Here is a 17,796-nt window from a genome sequence, read left to right as displayed (position 1 = left end):
GCTTACTTGCCCGACTTGATGGTGGTCCAGGTACGGGTCATGGCGCGCTGTACCTTGGCCGGCAGGTCCGGGAAGGCATAGAGCTTGGCCATGGTGTCCGCCGTCGGGTAGATGCCCGGGTCCTTGCGGATCGCCTCGTCAACCAGCGCAGTGGCAGCGGCGTTGCCGTTGGGGAACTGCACTTCGTTGGTGATCTCCGCCATGATTTCCGGCTTCATCAGGAAGTTCATGAAGGCATAGGCTGCATCCGGGTTGGCGGCATCGGCCGGGATCGCGACCATGTCGAAGAAGGTGCCAGCGCCTTCCTTCGGAATGTTGTAAGCGACCTTCACACCACCCTTGGCCTCTTCGGCGCGGGACTTGGCCTGGTACACGTCACCCGAGTAGCCCACCGCCACGCAGAGGTTGCCGTTGGCGAGGTCCGAGATGTACTTGGAGGAGTGGAAGTAGGTGATGTGCGGACGGATCTTGAGGAACAGCGCCTCGGCTTCCTTCAGCTGTTTGGGATCCTGGCTCAGCGGATCGTGGCCCAGGTACTTCAGGGCGATCGGCAGGATCTCGGTCGGCGAGTCGAGGAAGGAAACGCCGCAGGACTTCAGCTTCTCGATGTTCTCCGGCTTGAACAGCAGGTCCCAGGAATCCACCGGAGCGTTGTCGCCCAGGACGGCCTTGACCTTGTCCGGGTTGTAGCCGATGCCGATGGAGCCCCACATGTAGGGGAAGGCGTACTGGTTGCCCGGATCGGAAACTTCGACGGTCTTCAGCAGGTTGGTGTCCAGGTTCTTCCAGTTCGGCAGCTTGGACTTGTCCAGCGGCTGATAGACCTTGGCCTTGATCTGCTTGGCCAGGAAGTTGTTGGACGGCACAACGATGTCGTAACCGGACTTGCCGGCCAGGAGCTTGGCTTCGAGGGTTTCGTTGGAGTCGAAGACGTCGTAGACGACCTTGATGCCGGTTTCCTTGGTGAACTTCTCGACCGTATCCGGCGCGATGTAGTCCGACCAGTTGTAAACGTGCAGTACTTTGTCGTCAGCCTGGGCCATGCCGGCCACGGCACCCGCCAGGGTCATGGCGAGCAGGGTCTTGCCGAAGGTTTTGATCATGCGGGTAGCTCCATTATTGTTGAAGTGTCCGAGTGGCGTCGTACCGAATACGCCACCACTCGGTGAGCCTGGCCAACGCACCGGCGAAGTCTGGCAAGTTAGAGGGCTTGCTTACAACAGGCGGCATCTCCAAATGCCACCATCAAGCCCTCTTTTTCTTAGCCTTTTACTTCAGCCAGGGTGAGGTCCAGGCACTTGCGTGCCTTGGTCACCAGTTCGTCGACTTCGTCTTTGCTGATCACCAGCGGCGGCGAGATGATCATGGTGTCACCCACCGCGCGCATGATCAGGCCGTTACGGAAGCAGTGCTCGCGGCACAGCATCCCTACACCACCGGCGAAACGCTCACGGGTCTGCTTGTTCTTGACCAGTTCCAGCGCCGCCACCATGCCGACACCGCGCGCCTCGCCAACCAACGGGTGGTCGGCCAGCTCCTGCCAGCGCTGCTGCAAATACGGTGCCGTTTCAGCCTTCACTTTCTCGACGATCTTCTCTTCGCGCAGGATGCGGATGTTCTCCAACGCCACCGCTGCCGCTACCGGATGACCAGAGTAGGTGAAGCCGTGGTAGAACTCCCCACCCTCATTCAGGGTATGGACGATCTCGTCGCGGACAATCACGCCGCCCATGGGGATGTAACCGGAGGTCAGGCCCTTGGCGATCGGCATCAGGTCCGGGGCGTTGCCGTAGTACTGGCTACCGAACCATTCGCCGGTACGGCCGAAGCCGCAGATCACTTCGTCGGCGATGAACAGGATGTCGTACTTGGCGAGGACTTCGCGGATCTTCGGCCAGTAGGTTTCCGGCGGAACGATCACGCCACCCGCACCCTGGATGGGCTCGGCGATGAAGGCAGCAACCTTGTCCTCGCCCACTTCGAGAATCTTCTTCTCCAGCTGCTCGGCCGCCCAGACGCCGAACTCGGCCGGAGCCATGTCGCCGCCCTCGCCGAACCAGTAGGGCTGGGCAATGTGTTCGATGCCGGGAATCGGCAGGTCACCCTGCTCATGCAGGGCCTTCATGCCGCCGAGACTGACACCGGCCACGGTCGAGCCGTGGTAGCCGTTCCAGCGGCCGATGATGACTTTCTTCTGCGGCTGGCCTTTGATCGCCCAGTAGTGGCGGACCATGCGCAGCACGGTGTCGTTGGCTTCCGAGCCCGAACCGGTGAAGAACACGTGGTTCATGCCTTCCGGTGCGATCTCGGCAATTGCCTTGGAGAGTTCCACCGCCGGCGGATGCGCGGTCTGGAAGAACAGGTTGTAGAAGGGCAGTTCACGCATCTGCCGGGTCGCCGCCTGGACCAGCTCCTCGCGGCCGTAGCCGACGTTGACGCACCACAGGCCGGCCATGCCATCGAGGATCTTGTTGCCTTCGCTATCCCAGATGTACACGCCTTCGGCCTTGGTGATGATCCGCGCACCCTTGGCGTTCAGCGCCTTGTAGTCGGTGAACGGCGGCAGATGGTGGTCACGACCGAGCGCTTGCCATTCAAGGGTCTTGGGGTTGGTCACTTGGCTATTCATTTCATTACCTCAGTAAACACGTATCTGGAGGGCCGGCCGAGGCGGCCGGCCTCCGTTCCGGATTAGACGGAGAGCAGCAGGAACTCACGCTCCCAGGAACTGATCACCCGCTTGAAGTTCTCGTGCTCGGCGCGCTTGACCGCCACGTAGGCCGTCACGAACTTGTCGCCCAGGTATTTCTCGATGTCGCGGCAGGCTTCCATCCGCTCCAGCGCTGCCTCGATGGTCAGCGGCAGGCGCAGGTTGCGGCGCTCGTAGCCACGGCCCTTGACCGGCGCGCTCGGTTTCACGCCTTCCACCATGCCGATGTAGCCGCACAGCAGGCTCGCGGCGATGGCCAGGTAAGGGTTGGCGTCGGCGCCAGCCAGACGGTTCTCCACACGGCGGTTCTGCGGACCGGCATCCGGTACGCGCAGGCCCACGGTGCGGTTCTCCTCGCCCCACTCGACGTTCACCGGCGCGGAGGTGTCCGGCAGGAAGCGGCGGAAGGAGTTCACGTTGGGTGCGAACAGTGGCAGCACTTCGGGGATGTACTTCTGCAGGCCGCCGATGTGGTGCAGGAACAGCTCGCTCATGGAACCGTCATCGTTGGAGAAGATGTTCTTCCCGGTATTGATGTCGATCACGCTCTGGTGCAGGTGCATGGCGCTGCCCGGCTCGTCGGTGATCGGCTTGGCCATGAAGGTCGCCGCCACGTTGTGCTTGAGCGCTGCCTCGCGCATGGTGCGCTTGAACACCAGGATCTGGTCCGCCAGCTCCAGGGCGTCGCCGTGACGGAAGTTGATTTCCATCTGCGCCGGACCTTCCTCGTGGATCAGGGTGTCGAGGTCCAGGTCCTGCATCTCGCACCAGTCGTACATATCCTCGAACAGCGGGTCGAATTCGTTCGCCGCATCGATGGAGAAGGACTGGCGACCGGTTTCCGGGCGGCCCGAGCGGCCCAGCGGGGCCTGCAGAGGGAAGTCCGGGTCGTCGCAACGCTTGGTCAGGTAGAACTCCATCTCCGGGGCGACGATGGGTTTCCAGCCTTTATCTGCGTACAGCTTGAGCACCTTCTTCAGGAGGTTGCGGGGCGACAGCTCGATGGGGTTGCCCTGCTTGTCGAAGGTGTCGTGGATCACCATGGCGGTGGGCTCGATGGCCCAGGGCACCAGGTACACGGCGTTCTGGTCCGGGCGGCAGAACATGTCGATGTCCGCCGGGTCGAGCAGCTCGTAATAGATGTCGTCCTCAACATAGTCGCCGGTTACGGTTTGCAGCAGCACGCTCTCGGGGAGGCGCATGCCCTTCTCGTCCAGGAACTTGTTGGTCGGCGAAATCTTACCGCGAGCAATGCCGGTAAGATCGCTGATCATGCATTCAACTTCGGTGATTTTGCGTTCTTTCAGCCAGCCTGTCAGCTGGTCGAGCTTGGTAGTCATAAAGACCTCAGGGTTGAGAGCTTCGCTAAGAGGCTTCTGCAGTTTCGTGCCGGACGCACCCATCGAGGCACCGGCCGCGCGATCAGTACAGTCCCAACTACGCGACACGGCAACTTCGCCGGTTTCCTGAAGAGTTCTCCCGCTCAGCGTTTCCCCGCCTTCTCCCTGCAAGCCTCACCAAAGGCCTGGAAGATGGCGAGATAGTTCGGGTTGGTCTGCACTTGCCACTCGGGATGCCATTGCACCCCCAAGGCAAAGCTCCTGGCGCCTTCGACCGAAAAGGCCTCGACCAACCCATCAGGCGCCAGAGCCTCTACACGCAGGCCCGGCGCCAGACGTTCAACGCCCTGGCCATGAATGGAGTTGACTTGAATCTCGGACGGCAAGCCGATGCCGTCGAGTACGCCGCCCGGCTGCACCTTCAATGCATGACGGGGAGCGTATTGCACCTCGCGCGGCTCATTGGCCGGCTCGCGGTGGTCCATGAATCCTTCTACTTCATGCACGCGCTGGTGCAGAGTGCCCCCGAGGGCGACGTTCATTTCCTGGAAGCCCCGGCAAATGCCCAGAACAGGGACACCGGCTTCAATGGCGGCGCGGACAAGGGGCAGAGTGGTGCGATCCCGGGCGGGATCGTGACGGGTGCCGGGCTCGGATGCGGTGCCTTCATATTGATGGGGCTCCACATTGGAAGGGGAGCCGGTAAGGAGTAGACCGTCCAGGCCGGACAGCAGAGTCGCCTGGTCCATCAGTTCAGCGAGGGCTGGAATCACCAGCGGAATTCCACCGGCTCCGACCGCTACCGCACGCAGATACTTGTCACCAGCTATATGATAAGTCTGAGGACCGATCTCTCTGGTGCAAGCGGATACGCCTATCAACGGCAGGCGAGACATGAGACACCCGTTTTATTTGTCTGTTATGGGTTTCGACCGAGCTTAGCGTTGTTCATTTTTTTACACAATAGGGCTGTAAAAAATTGAACACGCCCCGCTGAGCACCACGCCTGACAAGGTTCGGAGAGAGGTTCGGGCGCCCCGAAACGCCCAAAAACTGGCCATCGAGCCCGTTTTTGGGGCAAAATAGGGCTCGCTTGACATCAAGGGGTGATTCGGATTGACTCACACCTTAGATAGAGCGTGATTGATATTTTTAACAAAAAAGGTGTTGCATCATGTCGGTACCCCCGCGTGCCGTTCAGCTTCAAGAAGCGAACGAATTCCTTAAGGAACATCCTGAGGTCCAGTTCGTCGACCTGTTGATTGCAGATATGAATGGAGTGGTGCGAGGCAAGCGAATCGAGCGCGCCAGCCTGACCAAAGTCTACGAGAAAGGCATCAACCTCCCCGCTTCGATCTTCGCTCTCGATATCAACGGTTCCACCGTCGAAAGCACCGGCCTCGGCCTGGACATCGGCGACGCAGACCGCATCTGCTATCCCATTCCCAGCACCCTCAGCGACGAACCCTGGCAAAAGCGCCCGACCGCGCAGCTGCTGATGACCATGCATGAGGTCGAAGGCGACGGCGAACCCTTCTTCGCCGACCCGCGCGAGGTCCTGCGTCGTGTGGTGGAAAAATTCGATGATCTCGGCCTGACCATCTGCGCCGCGTTCGAGCTGGAGTTCTACCTGATCGACCAGGAGAACATAAACGGCCGTCCGCAGCCGCCGCGTTCGCCCATTTCCGGCAAGCGCCCGCAGTCCACCCAGGTGTACCTGATCGACGATCTGGACGAATACGCCGACTGCCTGCAGGACATCCTCGAAGGCGCCAAGGTCCAGGGCATCCCGGCCGACGCCATCGTCAAGGAAAGCGCCCCGGCCCAGTTCGAAGTCAACATGCACCACGTCGAAGACGCCCTGAAGGCGTGCGACTACGCGGTACTGCTCAAGCGTCTGATCAAGAACATCGCCTACGACCATGAAATGGACACCACCTTCATGGCCAAGCCCTACCCGGGCCAGGCGGGCAACGGCCTGCACGTGCACATCTCGCTGATCGACAAGAAGACCGGCAAGAACATCTTCGCTTCCGATGATCCCGAGCAGAACGCCGCTTTGCGTCACGCAGTCGGCGGTGTGCTCGAGACCATGCCCGCGTCCATGGGCTTCCTGTGCCCGAACGTGAACTCCTACCGCCGTTTCGGCGCGCAGTTCTACGTGCCGAACGCGCCGAGCTGGGGCCTGGACAACCGCACCGTGGCCGTTCGCGTGCCCACTGGCAGCGCGGATGCCGTGCGCATCGAGCACCGCGTGGCCGGCGCCGACGCCAACCCTTATCTGATGATGTCGGCCATCCTGGCGGGTATCCACCACGGCCTGACCAACAAGATCGAGCCGAGCACGCCTATCGAAGGCAACTCCTACGAACAGCTGGAGCAAAGCCTGCCGAACAACCTGCGCGATGCCCTGCGCGAGCTGGACGACAGCGAAGTCCTGGCCAAGTACATCAGCCCGGATTACATCGACATCTTTGTTGCCTGTAAGGAAAGCGAGCTGGAGGAGTTCGAACACTCCATCTCCGACCTCGAGTACAACTGGTACCTGCATACCGTGTAAGCGAGTCCAGAACGCCGGCCCCCGGGCCGGCGTTGTCGCATCTGTACCCTTGCAACACCCCGGCGCAGCGGGCGACTCCGGCTGGCGGCGCCTTGCAGCACCCGAACGCCAAGAAAACCAGAACCCGCATGCTCTATCAGGGAGGACGTCATGCCCCGCTTGCTCGCCCCGCTGTTGCTCGCATTGCTCCCCGCACTGGCCCAGGCCGAAGACCTGATCCGCGTCTACAACTGGAACGATTACATCGCCCCGGAGGTGCTGGAGGAATTCCAGAAGGAAACCGGCATCAAGGTCGATTACCGCACCTTCAGCAGCGCCGAAGAGCTGGACAAGGCGCTGGCCGGCGGCGAGCCCATCGATGTCGCCGTGCCTTCCCATAACGACCTGCCGCGCCTGATCAAGGAAGGCCGCCTGCAGCCGCTGGACTTCTCCCTCCTGCCCAATCGCCAACACCTGGACAAGCAGCTGCTGAGCAAGCTGGCCGCCATGGACCCGAACAACCAGCACGCCGTGCCCTACCTCTGGGGCGCCGTCGGCCTGGCGGTGAACACACCCCAGGCGGAAATGGCCTTCGGCGGGCCCCTGCCCCACAGCTGGAGCCTGCTGTTCGAGGCCGACCAGAGCGCGCGTCTCGGCCAGTGCGGCATCAGCCTGCTGGACGCCCCCGACGAAACCCTCGCCGTGCTGCTCAACTACCAGGGCCGCAACCTCTCCCGCAGCGCGCCGAGCCGGCTCAAGCGCAGCGCCGAAACCCTCGCCGCCCTGCGCCCGAACCTGCGCTATGTCGACAGCGAGCGCTACATAGCCGATCTCAACGCCGGCAAACTGTGCGTCGCCATGGCCTGGGTCGGCGATGCCCTGAACGCCGCTGCGGCCGGTCAGCCGGTGAGTTTCATGGTCCCGAACGAAGGCTCGGTGGTGTTCATCGACAACCTGTCGATTCCCACCAGCGCCAAACGGGCCGACCTGGCACACCAGTTCATCGACTTCATGCTGCGTCCGCAAGTAGCGGCGAAGGTCACCAGCGCGACCCTCTACCCCAGCGGCAATGCCGACGCCCGTCAGTATCTGGATGCAGGCCTGCGCGACCAGCCCGGCCTCTACCCGGACAAGGAAACCAAGCGGCGCCTGTTCCCAGTCGAGCCTGTGCCGGAGAAGCTCAGCGCGACCCGCGATGAGGTATGGGCCGCCTTCCGCGAAGGCCAGTAGGGTCATCGTCTTGTAGGAGCTAGCTTGCTAGCGAAAAGGAGCCATTCGCCGGCAAGCCAGCTCCTACGGGCAGCGAATTCATTCCCCTCTCCGCAAGCGGGAGAGGGGGCCATTCATACGCTCTCTTGCCCCTGAACCATCGCCTGGCGTCCAATAGCGGCTCTTCGGAAAGGAGCCTCCCATGTCGCGCACCGCCACCGCCCGCAAACCGCGCGCCAGCAGTCAGCTGCGCATCGCCGGGATTCTCGACGCCGCCCGCGCCCTCCTGGCAGAGCAGGGCGTGGCCAACCTGTCGATCTACAGCGTCGCCGAGCGTGCGGAGATGCCGCCCTCTTCCGTCTATCACTTCTTCTCCAGCGTGCCGGCGATACTCGAAGCCCTCACCGCCGACGTCCACGCGGCCTTCCGCGCCTGCCTCCAGCAGCCCATCGAGCACGACAGCCTGCGCCACTGGCAGGACCTCTCGCGCCTGGTGGAAGAGCGCATGCTGTCGATCTACGCAGCCGACACCGCCGCGCGCCAGTTGATCCTCGCCCAACACGGCCTCACCGAAGTCACCCAGGCCGACCGCCAGCACGACATCGAGCTGGGCCGGCTGATGCTCGCCCTGTTCGAACGCCACTTCGAGCTGCCGGCACTGCCTGAGGATGTCGACGTCTTCGCCCTGGCCATGGAACTGGGCGACCGCGTCTACGCTCGCTCCGTGCAGCTGCACGGCGAAATCACTCCGCGCCTGGCCGAGGAAGGCATGCGGGTGTTCGATGCCTACCTCGGCCTCTACCTGCCACCCTTCCTGCCAAAACGGGCCACGGCTCGGGAAATCTGAGCCGACAAATCCCGATATTTATCGGCAAATAAATCAGAAAACGCGTCTCGATAGAAAAATCACGCTTCCAAAGCAGATTTTTATCGACTATAAAGTCGCCATCCGCACGGCGGCCCACACCCCGCCGGCACGGAAAAGCCCCAATTACCGATAGATATCCGGTAATGGGTTCAAAAACGTTCCGACGAGGTGTCCCCATGTCCCGCATCGTTACTGTCGCCGCCACCCAGATGGCCTGTTCCTGGAATCGCGGCGCGAATATCGCCAACGCCGAGAAGCTGGTCCGCCAGGCTGCCGCCAAGGGCGCGCAGATCATCCTGATCCAGGAGCTCTTCGAGACTCCCTACTTCTGCCAGAAGCCGAACCCGGACTACCTGCAGCTGGCCACTCCGACCGAGACCAACGAAGCCATCGCGCATTTCCAGAACGTCGCGAAGGAACTCCAGGTCGTGCTGCCCATCAGCTACTTCGAGCAGGCCGGCCGCGCGCGTTTCAACAGCATCGCCATCATCGATGCCGACGGCTCCAACCTGGGCGTCTACCGCAAGAGCCACATCCCGGACGGCCCCGGCTACCACGAGAAGTACTACTTCAACCCGGGCGACACCGGCTTCAAGGTGTGGAACACCCGCTACGCCAAGATCGGCGTGGGTATCTGCTGGGACCAGTGGTTCCCGGAAGCCGCGCGCAGCATGGCGCTGCTGGGTGCCGAGATTCTCTTCTACCCGACTGCCATCGGCAGCGAGCCGCACGACGCCAACATTACTTCCCGTGACCACTGGCAGCGCGTGCAGCAAGGCCACGCCGGCGCCAACCTGATGCCGCTGGTAGCGTCCAACCGCATCGGCAAGGAAGAGCAGGACGGCTACGACATCACCTTCTACGGCTCCTCCTTCATCGCCGACCAGTTCGGCAAGAAAGTCGAGGAACTGAACGAGACCGAGGAAGGCATCCTGGTGCACAGCTTCGACCTGGACAAACTCGAGCACGTGCGCAGTGCCTGGGGTGTGTTCCGCGACCGTCGCCCGAACCTATACTCCCCGATCAAGACCCTGGACGGCTCCCTCGAGTCCTGACAGTTAAAACAGGGGCCAGCCTGATGGCGATGCACTGTTCGCCATCAGGCTGGCCCCTGCCCCATTCCATACCGATGGTGGATCGATGAACACTCTGAACAGCCTCCCCCGCGACGACGGCTTCCGCATGCCGGCTGAATGGGAACCCCATACCCGCACCTGGATGGTCTGGCCCGAGCGCCCCGACAACTGGCGCCTGGGCGGCAAACCCGCGCAAGCGGCCTTCGCCGCTGTGGCCAAGGCCATCGCCCGCTTCGAGCCGGTGACCGTCTGCGTCTCCGCCGGGCAGTACGAAAACGCCCGCGCGCGCCTCGACGAGCCGAACATCCGCGTGGTGGAAATCTCCAACGACGACGCCTGGGTGCGTGACACCGGCCCGACCTTCGTGGTCAACGACCAGGGCGAAGTGCGCGGCGTGGACTGGACCTTCAACGCCTGGGGCGGCTTCGACGGCGGCCTCTACTTCCCCTGGAACCGCGACGACCAGGTGGCGCGCAAAGTGCTCGAAATCGAAGGCTGCAAGCGCTACCGCACCGAAGGCTTCGTGCTGGAGGGCGGCTCCATCCACGTGGATGGCGAAGGCACCCTGATCACCACCGAGGAATGCCTGCTGAACCGCAACCGCAACCCGCACCTCTCCCGCGAAGAGATCGAGGCGGTGCTGCGCGAGCAACTGGCGGTGGAAACCGTGATCTGGCTGCCGGACGGCCTGTACAACGACGAAACCGACGGCCATGTGGATAACTTCTGCTGCTACGTGCGCCCGGGCGAAGTGCTGCTGGCCTGGACCGATGACCCGCAGGACCCGAACTTCCCGCGCTGCCAGGCGGCGATGAAGGTGCTGGAAAGCGCCCGCGACGCCAAGGGCCGCCAGCTGGTGGTGCACAAGATGCCGATTCCCGGCCCGATCTACGCCACCGAGGAAGAGTGCGCCGGCGTGGACCTGGTGGAAGGCACCCAGGATCGCGATCCGTCCATCCGCCTGGCCGGCTCCTACGTGAACTTCCTGATCGTCAACGGCGGCATCGTCGCGCCCAAGTTCGACGACGCGAAGGACGCCACGGCCGAAGCCATCCTCAAGCGCGCCTTCCCGCAGCACGAAGTGGTGATGGTGCCGGGCCGCGAGATTCTGCTCGGCGGCGGCAACATCCACTGCATCACCCAGCAGCAGCCGGCGCCGCAGAAGCGCTGAGTGAAGCTGGAATGAACAATCCCCCGCACTTGCGGGGGTTTGTTTTTGGAGCGGCACGAAACTGCAGGGGACCTTGCTCTTGTGGGGGCGAAAAGTCCTGTAGGGGCGAATTCATTCGCCAAGGGCAGCGCAGCTGCCCCCCTGGTGGCTTTGCAGGGCAGACCTTCGGCCTGCTTGGCGAATGAATTCGCCCCTACAACATCGATTTGCCCCCACACTCGCCCATCACAGCTTCGCGATCGACACCTCGGTGGATTTCACGAAGGCGATCACTTCCGAACCGATACCCAGCTCCAGCTCGCGCACGGAGCGGGTGGTGATCACGGAGGTGACGATGCCGGCGGCGGTCTGCACGTCAATCTCGGAAAGCACCGGGCCTTCGATGATTTCCTTGATGGTGCCCTTGAACTGGTTGCGGACGTTGATGGCTTTGATAGTCATGGCGTTGATTCCTTTGCTCGGGAGATTGGGGTTTGGGTCAAAGCGCCCAACGCAATTGCGTGGGCAGAGGGGAAACAGGTTCGGGTTCCGGTGGGGCCGGCGGCAGCGCCAGCACCCGGTCCAGCACGTCGGCTTCCAGCGCGGCCAGGCGCGCCGAACCGCGGGCACGGGGGCGATGCAGTTCAACGGTGAGATCGAGGCCGATGGCGCCGTCCTCGATCAGGATCACCCGGTCGGCAACGGCCACCGCCTCGTTCACATCGTGGGTCACCAGCAGAACGGTGAAACCGTGTTGTTGCCAGAGACGCTCGATTAGTTGCTGCATTTCGATGCGGGTCAGCGCATCCAGCGCGCCCAGCGGCTCGTCCAGCAGCAGCAGGCGCGGCTGGTGGATCAGCGCGCGGGCCAGGGCTACACGCTGCTTCTGTCCGCCGGAAAGCGCTGCCGGCCACTCCTGTGCACGGTCGGCCAAGCCAACCGCTTCGAGGGCTTCCAGGGCACGCGGACGCCAGTTGCCGGAGAGGCCGAGACCGACGTTGTCGATCACCCGCTTCCAGGGCAACAAGCGCGAATCCTGGAACATCAGGCGAGTGTCCTCGCGAGCGTCTTCCAGCGGCGCCGAACCGGCCAGCAGTTCGCCACGGGAAGGCTGATCCAGCCCGGCCAACAGCCGCAGCAGGGTGCTCTTGCCGCAGCCACTGCGACCGACCACGGCGACGAACTGACCGGCCGGAATCAGCAGGTCGATGCCCTTGAGCACTTCGCGCTCGCCGAAGGCCTTGCCGATGCCACGCAGCGCCAGCGGAATGCCGCGCTTGAGGCGTTGAGGCGCATGCAGAGCGGTCATGCGGCACCTCCCTTGGCCTGGTAGGCCGGATGCCAGCGCAGCCAGACGCGTTCCAGCCCACGGGCGGCGACGTCAGCCAGCTTGCCGAGCACCGCGTAGAGCAGGATCGCCAGCACCACCACATCGGTCTGCAGGAATTCACGGGCGTTCATCGCCAGGTAGCCAATGCCGGAGCTGGCGGAAATGGTCTCGGCGACGATCAGCGTCAGCCACATGAAGCCGAGGGCGAAGCGCACGCCCACCAGGATCGAAGGCAGCGCGCCGGGCAGGATCACCTGGCGGAACAGGGCAAAGCCGGACAGACCATAGCTGCGCGCCATTTCCACCAGCGCCGGGTCGACGTTGCGGATGCCGTGGTAGGTGTTGAGGTAGATGGGGAACAGAGTGCCGAGGGCGACCAGGAAAATCTTCGCCGACTCATCGATGCCGAACCACAGGATCACCAGCGGAATAAGCGCCAGGTGCGGCACGTTGCGGATCATCTGCACCGAGCTGTCCAGCAGGCGCTCGCCCCACTTCGACAGGCCGGTGATGAAGCCCAGCAGCAGGCCAAGGCCGCCACCGATGGTGAAGCCGATGCCTGCACGCCAGCCGCTGATGGCCAGGTGAGTCCAGATCTCGCCACTGGACAGCAGGTCCCAGCCCGCCGCCAGCACCGCACTCGGCGCGGGCAGGATGCGGGTGGAGAGCAGGCCGGTTTCCACCGCGACCTGCCAGATCGCCAACAGCACCACGGGCAGCGCCCAGGGCGCCAGGCGCAGGAGTAAGGATTCGAATTTCATCCCCGCGCCCTCAGCTCTGCGACGCCAGCTTGGCTTCGGGCAGCGCTTCGTTGGCGACCATCTCGCCGAACGGGCTGACGAAGCCCAGGCCGTCATTGGTGCGCGGACGGGCCACATCGAGATGGGGGAACAGCAGTTCGGCGACGCGATAGGACTCTTCCAGGTGCGGATAGCCGGAGAAGATGAAGGTGTCGATGCCGAGGTCGGCGTATTCCTTCACCCGCTCGGCCACGGTCGGGCCATCGCCCACCAGCGCCGTACCGGCACCACCGCGCACCAGGCCGACGCCGGCCCAGAGGTTGGGGCTGACTTCCAGCTTGTCGCGGCGACCGTTGTGCAGTGCGGCCATGCGCTGCTGGCCCACCGAATCGAAACGGGCGAAGGCAGCCTGCGCCTTGGCGATGGTGGCATCGTCCAGATTCTCGATCAGGCGGTCGGCGGCGGCCCAGGCGGCTTCGTTGGTCTCGCGCACGATCACGTGCAGGCGGATACCGAAGCGCACCGTGCGACCTTGTTTGGCGGCCTTGGCGCGCACCTGCTCGATCTTCTCCTTCACCGCCGCCGGCGGCTCGCCCCAGGTCAGGTACAGCTCCACCTGTTCGGCCGCGAGGTCCTGGGCCGCTTCGGAGGAACCACCGAAGTACAGCGGCGGACGCGGCTGCTGCAGCGGCGGGTAGAACAATTTGGCGCCCTTCACCTGGATGTGCTTGCCGTCGTAGTCGACGGTTTCGCCCTCCAGTACGCGGCGCCAGATGCGGGTGAACTCCCTTGATGCTTCGTAACGTTCTTCATGGTTCAGGTGCAGGCCATCGGCGGCCAGTTCGTCCGGGTCGCCGCCGGTGACCAGGTTGAACAGCGCGCGGCCACCGGACAGTCGATCCAGGGTCGCTGCCTGGCGCGCGGCCACGGTCGGCGAAATGATTCCGGGGCGCAGGGCAACGAGGAATTTCAGGCGCTGGGTCACGGGAATCAGCGAAGCCGCCACCAGCCAGGAGTCCTCGCAGGAACGCCCGGTAGGGATCAGTACGCCGCCGAAACCGAGGCGGTCGGCCGCCTGCGCGATCTGTTGCAGGTAGCCGTGGTCGACGGCACGGGCGCCTTCGGATGTGCCGAGGTAGTGGCCGTCGCCGTGGGTTGGCAGGAACCAGAAGATGTTCAAGCTCATGGAGTGGTCTCCTTTCAAATTTCTACTCCCCTCTCCCTTTGGGGCGAAGAGGAACGCTTTGGAAGCACCGCTTCCAGTGACGATGAGCGCCTGAACGCTACGCGTTCAGGCCGGGGCGCGGAGCGGGGCCGGGGGTGAGGGAGCGCCGGCTGGGCTCGATCTCACCCAGTGCTTCGGAATTACTGCTGCGCGACCTTGGCCGGCGGCGTCCAGATCACATCGGCGATGCTGAGTTTTTTCGGAATCAGCTTCAGGCCGGTGAAGGTGTCGGCGATCTTCTGCTGCGCGGCCACCACCTCGGGGCTGAGCGGCTGAGCGCCGTAGCCTTGGCGTTTCACCGCGATGGAAGTGATCTCCTTGGACAGGCCCAGCAGCGGCGCGACCTGTTCGGTGACCTTGTCCGGATCGGCCTTGGAGTCCTCGCCCACGGCGCGCACTTCCTCGATCAGGGTGCTGACCACCTGCGGGTGCTTCTGGGCGTAGGTGCGGGTCGCCAGGTAGAACTGGTGGTTATCCACAAGCCCTTCGCCATTGCGCAGGGTGCGGGCTTCCAGTTGCTTCTCGGCGGCGGCCTGGAAGGGGTCCCAGATCACCCAGGCATCCACGCTGCCGCGCTCGAAGGCGGCACGAGCGTCAGCCGGAGGCAGGTAGACGGGCTGGATGTCGCTGTACTTCAGGCCGGCCTCTTCCAGGGCGCGCACCAGCAGGTAGTGGACGTTGGAGCCCTTGTTCAGGGCGACCTTCTTGCCGGCCAGTTCCTTCACCGACTGGATGGGCGAACCCTTTTGCACCAGGATCGCTTCGCTCTGCGGGGCCGGCGGCTCATAGGCCACGTAGAGCAGGTCCGCGCCAGCGGCCTGGGCGAACACTGGCGGGGTTTCGCCGGTCACGCCGAAATCGATGGAGCCGACGTTCAAGCCTTCCAGCAGCTGCGGGCCACCGGGGAACTCGGTCCACTTCACTTCGATGCCCTGGTCAGCCAGGCGCTTCTCCAGCGTGCCCTTGGCCTTGAGCAGCACCAGGGTGCCGTACTTCTGGTAGCCGATCCGCAGGGTTTCGGCCTGTGCTTGCGTGATGGCGCCGAAAGCCAGGGCAGCCGCGAACAGGGCAGCCAGGCTCCGACGCAAAGTGATGGTGCGCATGGCGCTCTCCTCATGACTTTGCTTGTGGTGTCGTTGCCTGCTTCCCGTTGGCGGGTGAGTAAGGCGGGGGTCGTTCAGTGCGCGCGAGGCGCCGGATGAATCAGCGGTTGGGTTGCGGGGTCAGGCGCAGGTACGGCCGGACCGCCTTGTAGCCACGCGGGAAGCGCTGGCGAATCTCGTCTTCATCCTTGAGCGAGGGGACGATCACCACGTCGTCGCCGTCCTGCCAGTTGGCGGGGGTGGCAACCTTGTGGTTGTCGGTCAGCTGCAGGGAATCGATCACCCGCAGGATTTCGTTGAAGTTGCGCCCGGTGCTGGCCGGGTAGGTGATGATCAGGCGCACCTTCTTGTTCGGGTCGATGATGAACAGCGAACGCACGGTGAGCGTGTCGTTGGCGTTCGGGTGGATCAGGTCGTACAGGTCGGACACCTGGCGGTCGGCGTCAGCGATGATCGGGAAGTTCACCAGGGTGCCCTGGGTGTCGTTGATGTCATCGATCCAGCGGTGATGGGAATCCACCGGGTCCACGGACAGCGCGATCACCTTCACGCCGCGAGCGGCGAACTGATCCTTCAGCTTGGCGGTGAACCCGAGCTCGGTGGTGCACACCGGGGTGAAGTCTGCCGGGTGCGAGAACAGCACGCCCCAGCTGCTGCCCAGCCACTCGTGGAAACGGATGCGGCCTTCGCTGGAGTCCTGTTCGAAGTCGGGGGCGATGTCGCCGAGGCGGATGCTCATGGTGTTGCTCCTGTATCTGGATGTCGTTCCGTGGGGCTCACTATGGGCAGTTGCATTGAAAATTAAAAAGAATAAATAACAATTTATTTATTACTTTATGAACTATTGATTTGCAGTCGTAAAAAAGCCGGGAAGGCCTCTGGAATGAGGCTCCCGGCTAGTTCATACCCGATAGAACCGTAGGTTGCGGCTGAGCTATGCGAAGCCCAACACGCGGAGTCGCGACCCACCTCGTTGGGCTTCGCTGCGCTCTGCCCAACCTACAAAAGCCCCTCTCCCTGGCACTTCCCTGTGGGGGCGAATTCATTCGCCAAGGGCGGCGCAGCGGCCCCGTAGGTTGGTCCGAGCCTGCGAGGCCCAACGCGGCCGGTCACAGGCGCCGCAACGTTGGGTTTCGCTGCGCTCTACACCAACCTACGCAAGCTGTGGAGCGATCGTAGGGTGGGCTTCAGCCCACCACCGTCCTTACAGCAGCGTCAGGGTGTAGCTGAGGATCAGGCGGTTCTCGTCCTGGTCGCGGGCGGCGTCGCTGCGCAGGGCGGCATTCCGCCAGGACAGGCCGAGACCCTTCAGCGGGCCGTCCTGCAGCACGTAGTCGAGACGGAAGTCGCGCTCCCACTCGCCCTGGTCGCTGCCCTGGGTCTCGATGTTGCTGCCCTTCAGGTAGGTGCCCACCGCCTTCAGCCCCGGCACGCCGAGCTTGGCGAAGTCGTAGGCGTATTCGGCCACCCAGGTGCGCTCGCCGGCGCTGAGGAACTTGCCGATCTGGCGGTCGGTGATCAGGTAGGCGGTGGCGCCGTCGCCCTGGTTGAGGAAGGGGAAGGCGCTGTCGCCGGACACCTGCTGGTAGCCCAGGCTGGCCGCGTGGCCGCCGAGGGTGTAGGTGAACAGGGCGCTCCAGGTGCGGTTGTCCACCTCGTAGCGGTCCGGGTCGTTGGTCGCCCAGTTGCCCGCACTGCGGAAGCCTTCGCGGCGGCCGGCGGCGCTGGCGTTCTTGCCGTCGGAATCGCTGTAGAAGTAGCGCAGGTCGGACTTCAGCGCGCCCACCGGCAGCGCCCAGTTGTGGGTCAGGCCGACGAAGTGCTGCTGATAGAAGTCTTCCAGGTTGCCGTAGTAGTACTGCGCGACCAGGTTGTCGCTGACCTTGTAGTCGCCACCGGCGAAGTAGAACTTGTTGACGAACTGGCCGGTGCGGGCGTTGTTGGCGCCGGCGATCGACAGGCCGCGGGCGTCGCTGGAGTTACGCCCCTTGGCGTGTTCCAGCTGGCCGCCGATCAGGGTCAGGCCGGCGATCTCGCTGGAGGTCACCTGGCCGCCCTCGAAGGTCTGCGGCAGCAGGCGGCCGTCGTTGTAGGTCACCACCGGCAGCTTCGGCAGCAGGGTGCCGAGGCGCGCTTCGGTCTTGGAGAAGCGCACCTTGCCGGTCACGCCCAGGCTGCCGAAATCGTCCTTGGCGCGGCCGTCGTTGTCGGTGGGGAACACGGTGCCGCCGTAGTTGGCGCTGGTCGGGTTGTAGTGGCGGCCCTTGCCGGAATCCAGCTTCACGCCCAACAGGCCGAGGGCATCGACGCCCACGCCGACGGTGCCTTCGGTGTAGCCGGAGGCGTAGTTGAACAGGAAGCCCTGGCCCCACTCTTCCTGCTTGGACGGCGCGGCGGTGCCTTCGCGGTTGTCCGAGTTGATGTAGAAGTTGCGCAGGGTCAGGCTGGCCTTGCTGTCTTCGATGAAACCGCCGGCGGCGGCCTGCTGGGCCAGCACGCCGAGGGC

The 17,796-nt window shown here is 63.7% G+C and carries 16 protein-coding genes; 5 read left to right on the top strand and 11 right to left on the bottom strand.

Annotated features, from left to right (window positions below; translation table 11 throughout):
• Positions 1-2: 2 nt before the first annotated feature.
• The 4 genes from E8F06_RS21000 to E8F06_RS20985 form a co-directional block, all read right to left on the bottom strand.
• Complete coding sequence (locus E8F06_RS21000; protein WP_280370679.1) at positions 3-1,103, bottom strand: polyamine ABC transporter substrate-binding protein; 1,101 nt, start codon at positions 1,101-1,103, stop codon at positions 3-5.
• A gap of 158 nt (positions 1,104-1,261) precedes the next feature.
• Entirely contained in the window at positions 1,262-2,629 is a 1,368-nt protein-coding gene (locus E8F06_RS20995; RefSeq protein WP_190833114.1) for an aspartate aminotransferase family protein, read from the bottom strand.
• A 62-nt stretch (positions 2,630-2,691) separates the two neighbouring features.
• On the bottom strand, positions 2,692-4,050 hold the full coding sequence (locus E8F06_RS20990) for a glutamine synthetase family protein (RefSeq protein ID WP_280370676.1): 1,359 nt from the start codon (positions 4,048-4,050) through the stop codon (positions 2,692-2,694).
• 143 nt (positions 4,051-4,193) lie between these two features.
• A complete protein-coding gene (locus E8F06_RS20985) occupies positions 4,194-4,946 on the bottom strand; it encodes a gamma-glutamyl-gamma-aminobutyrate hydrolase family protein (RefSeq protein ID WP_280370674.1) in 753 nt (250 codons plus the stop codon).
• Positions 4,947-5,224: 278 nt separating this feature from the next.
• On the opposite strand from E8F06_RS20985, the gene E8F06_RS20980 reads away from it, so the two are divergent.
• The 5 genes from E8F06_RS20980 to aguA all read left to right on the top strand — a co-directional run bounded on the left by E8F06_RS20980 (position 5,225) and on the right by aguA (position 10,913).
• Positions 5,225-6,610: a glutamine synthetase family protein gene (locus E8F06_RS20980; protein ID WP_280370672.1), complete on the top strand. Its 1,386-nt coding sequence runs from the start codon at positions 5,225-5,227 to the stop codon at positions 6,608-6,610.
• A gap of 150 nt (positions 6,611-6,760) precedes the next feature.
• A complete protein-coding gene (locus tag E8F06_RS20975; RefSeq protein ID WP_280370670.1) occupies positions 6,761-7,819 on the top strand; it encodes a polyamine ABC transporter substrate-binding protein in 1,059 nt (352 codons plus the stop codon).
• Positions 7,820-8,000: 181 nt separating this feature from the next.
• On the top strand, positions 8,001-8,645 hold the full coding sequence (locus E8F06_RS20970; protein WP_280370668.1) for a TetR/AcrR family transcriptional regulator: 645 nt from the start codon (positions 8,001-8,003) through the stop codon (positions 8,643-8,645).
• Positions 8,646-8,842: 197 nt separating this feature from the next.
• Positions 8,843-9,721 (top strand): N-carbamoylputrescine amidase, encoded by an 879-nt coding sequence (aguB, locus tag E8F06_RS20965; RefSeq protein ID WP_280370666.1) that lies wholly within the window; start codon positions 8,843-8,845, stop codon positions 9,719-9,721.
• Between the two features lie 85 nt (positions 9,722-9,806).
• The gene (gene aguA / locus E8F06_RS20960; RefSeq protein WP_280370664.1) at positions 9,807-10,913 is read left to right on the top strand and encodes an agmatine deiminase; all 1,107 of its coding nucleotides are present in this window, start codon (positions 9,807-9,809) and stop codon (positions 10,911-10,913) included.
• Between the two features lie 225 nt (positions 10,914-11,138).
• Here the strand turns inward: aguA and E8F06_RS20955 are convergent, their stop codons facing one another.
• From E8F06_RS20955 to E8F06_RS20925, 7 genes are all read right to left on the bottom strand, one after another.
• A complete protein-coding gene (locus tag E8F06_RS20955) occupies positions 11,139-11,354 on the bottom strand; it encodes a molybdopterin-binding protein (protein ID WP_003455791.1) in 216 nt (71 codons plus the stop codon).
• Between the two features lie 37 nt (positions 11,355-11,391).
• Positions 11,392-12,201: an aliphatic sulfonates ABC transporter ATP-binding protein gene (gene ssuB / locus E8F06_RS20950; protein ID WP_280370662.1), complete on the bottom strand. Its 810-nt coding sequence runs from the start codon at positions 12,199-12,201 to the stop codon at positions 11,392-11,394.
• Positions 12,198-12,983, bottom strand: coding sequence for an aliphatic sulfonate ABC transporter permease SsuC (gene ssuC, locus E8F06_RS20945; protein ID WP_280370660.1), 786 nt, complete (start codon positions 12,981-12,983; stop codon positions 12,198-12,200). The genes ssuB and ssuC overlap by 4 nt, the downstream gene beginning before the upstream one ends.
• A 10-nt stretch (positions 12,984-12,993) precedes the next feature.
• Entirely contained in the window at positions 12,994-14,148 is a 1,155-nt protein-coding gene (gene ssuD / locus E8F06_RS20940) for an FMNH2-dependent alkanesulfonate monooxygenase (RefSeq protein ID WP_280370658.1), read from the bottom strand.
• 179 nt (positions 14,149-14,327) lie between these two features.
• A complete protein-coding gene (locus tag E8F06_RS20935) occupies positions 14,328-15,290 on the bottom strand; it encodes a sulfonate ABC transporter substrate-binding protein (protein WP_280370656.1) in 963 nt (320 codons plus the stop codon).
• 100 nt (positions 15,291-15,390) lie between these two features.
• A complete protein-coding gene (locus E8F06_RS20930; RefSeq protein WP_190833097.1) occupies positions 15,391-16,029 on the bottom strand; it encodes a peroxiredoxin in 639 nt (212 codons plus the stop codon).
• A gap of 465 nt (positions 16,030-16,494) precedes the next feature.
• Positions 16,495-17,796: OprD family porin (locus E8F06_RS20925; RefSeq protein WP_280370653.1), on the bottom strand; the 1,302-nt coding region annotated here is incomplete at its 5' end.

It is taken from the genome of Pseudomonas sp. BN411 (assembly GCF_029871235.1).
In the GTDB taxonomy this organism is placed as follows: Bacteria; Pseudomonadota; Gammaproteobacteria; order Pseudomonadales; family Pseudomonadaceae; genus Metapseudomonas.
Note: the sequence above shows the minus strand (reverse complement) of the source record. Positions and strands in the feature narration are given on the sequence as shown.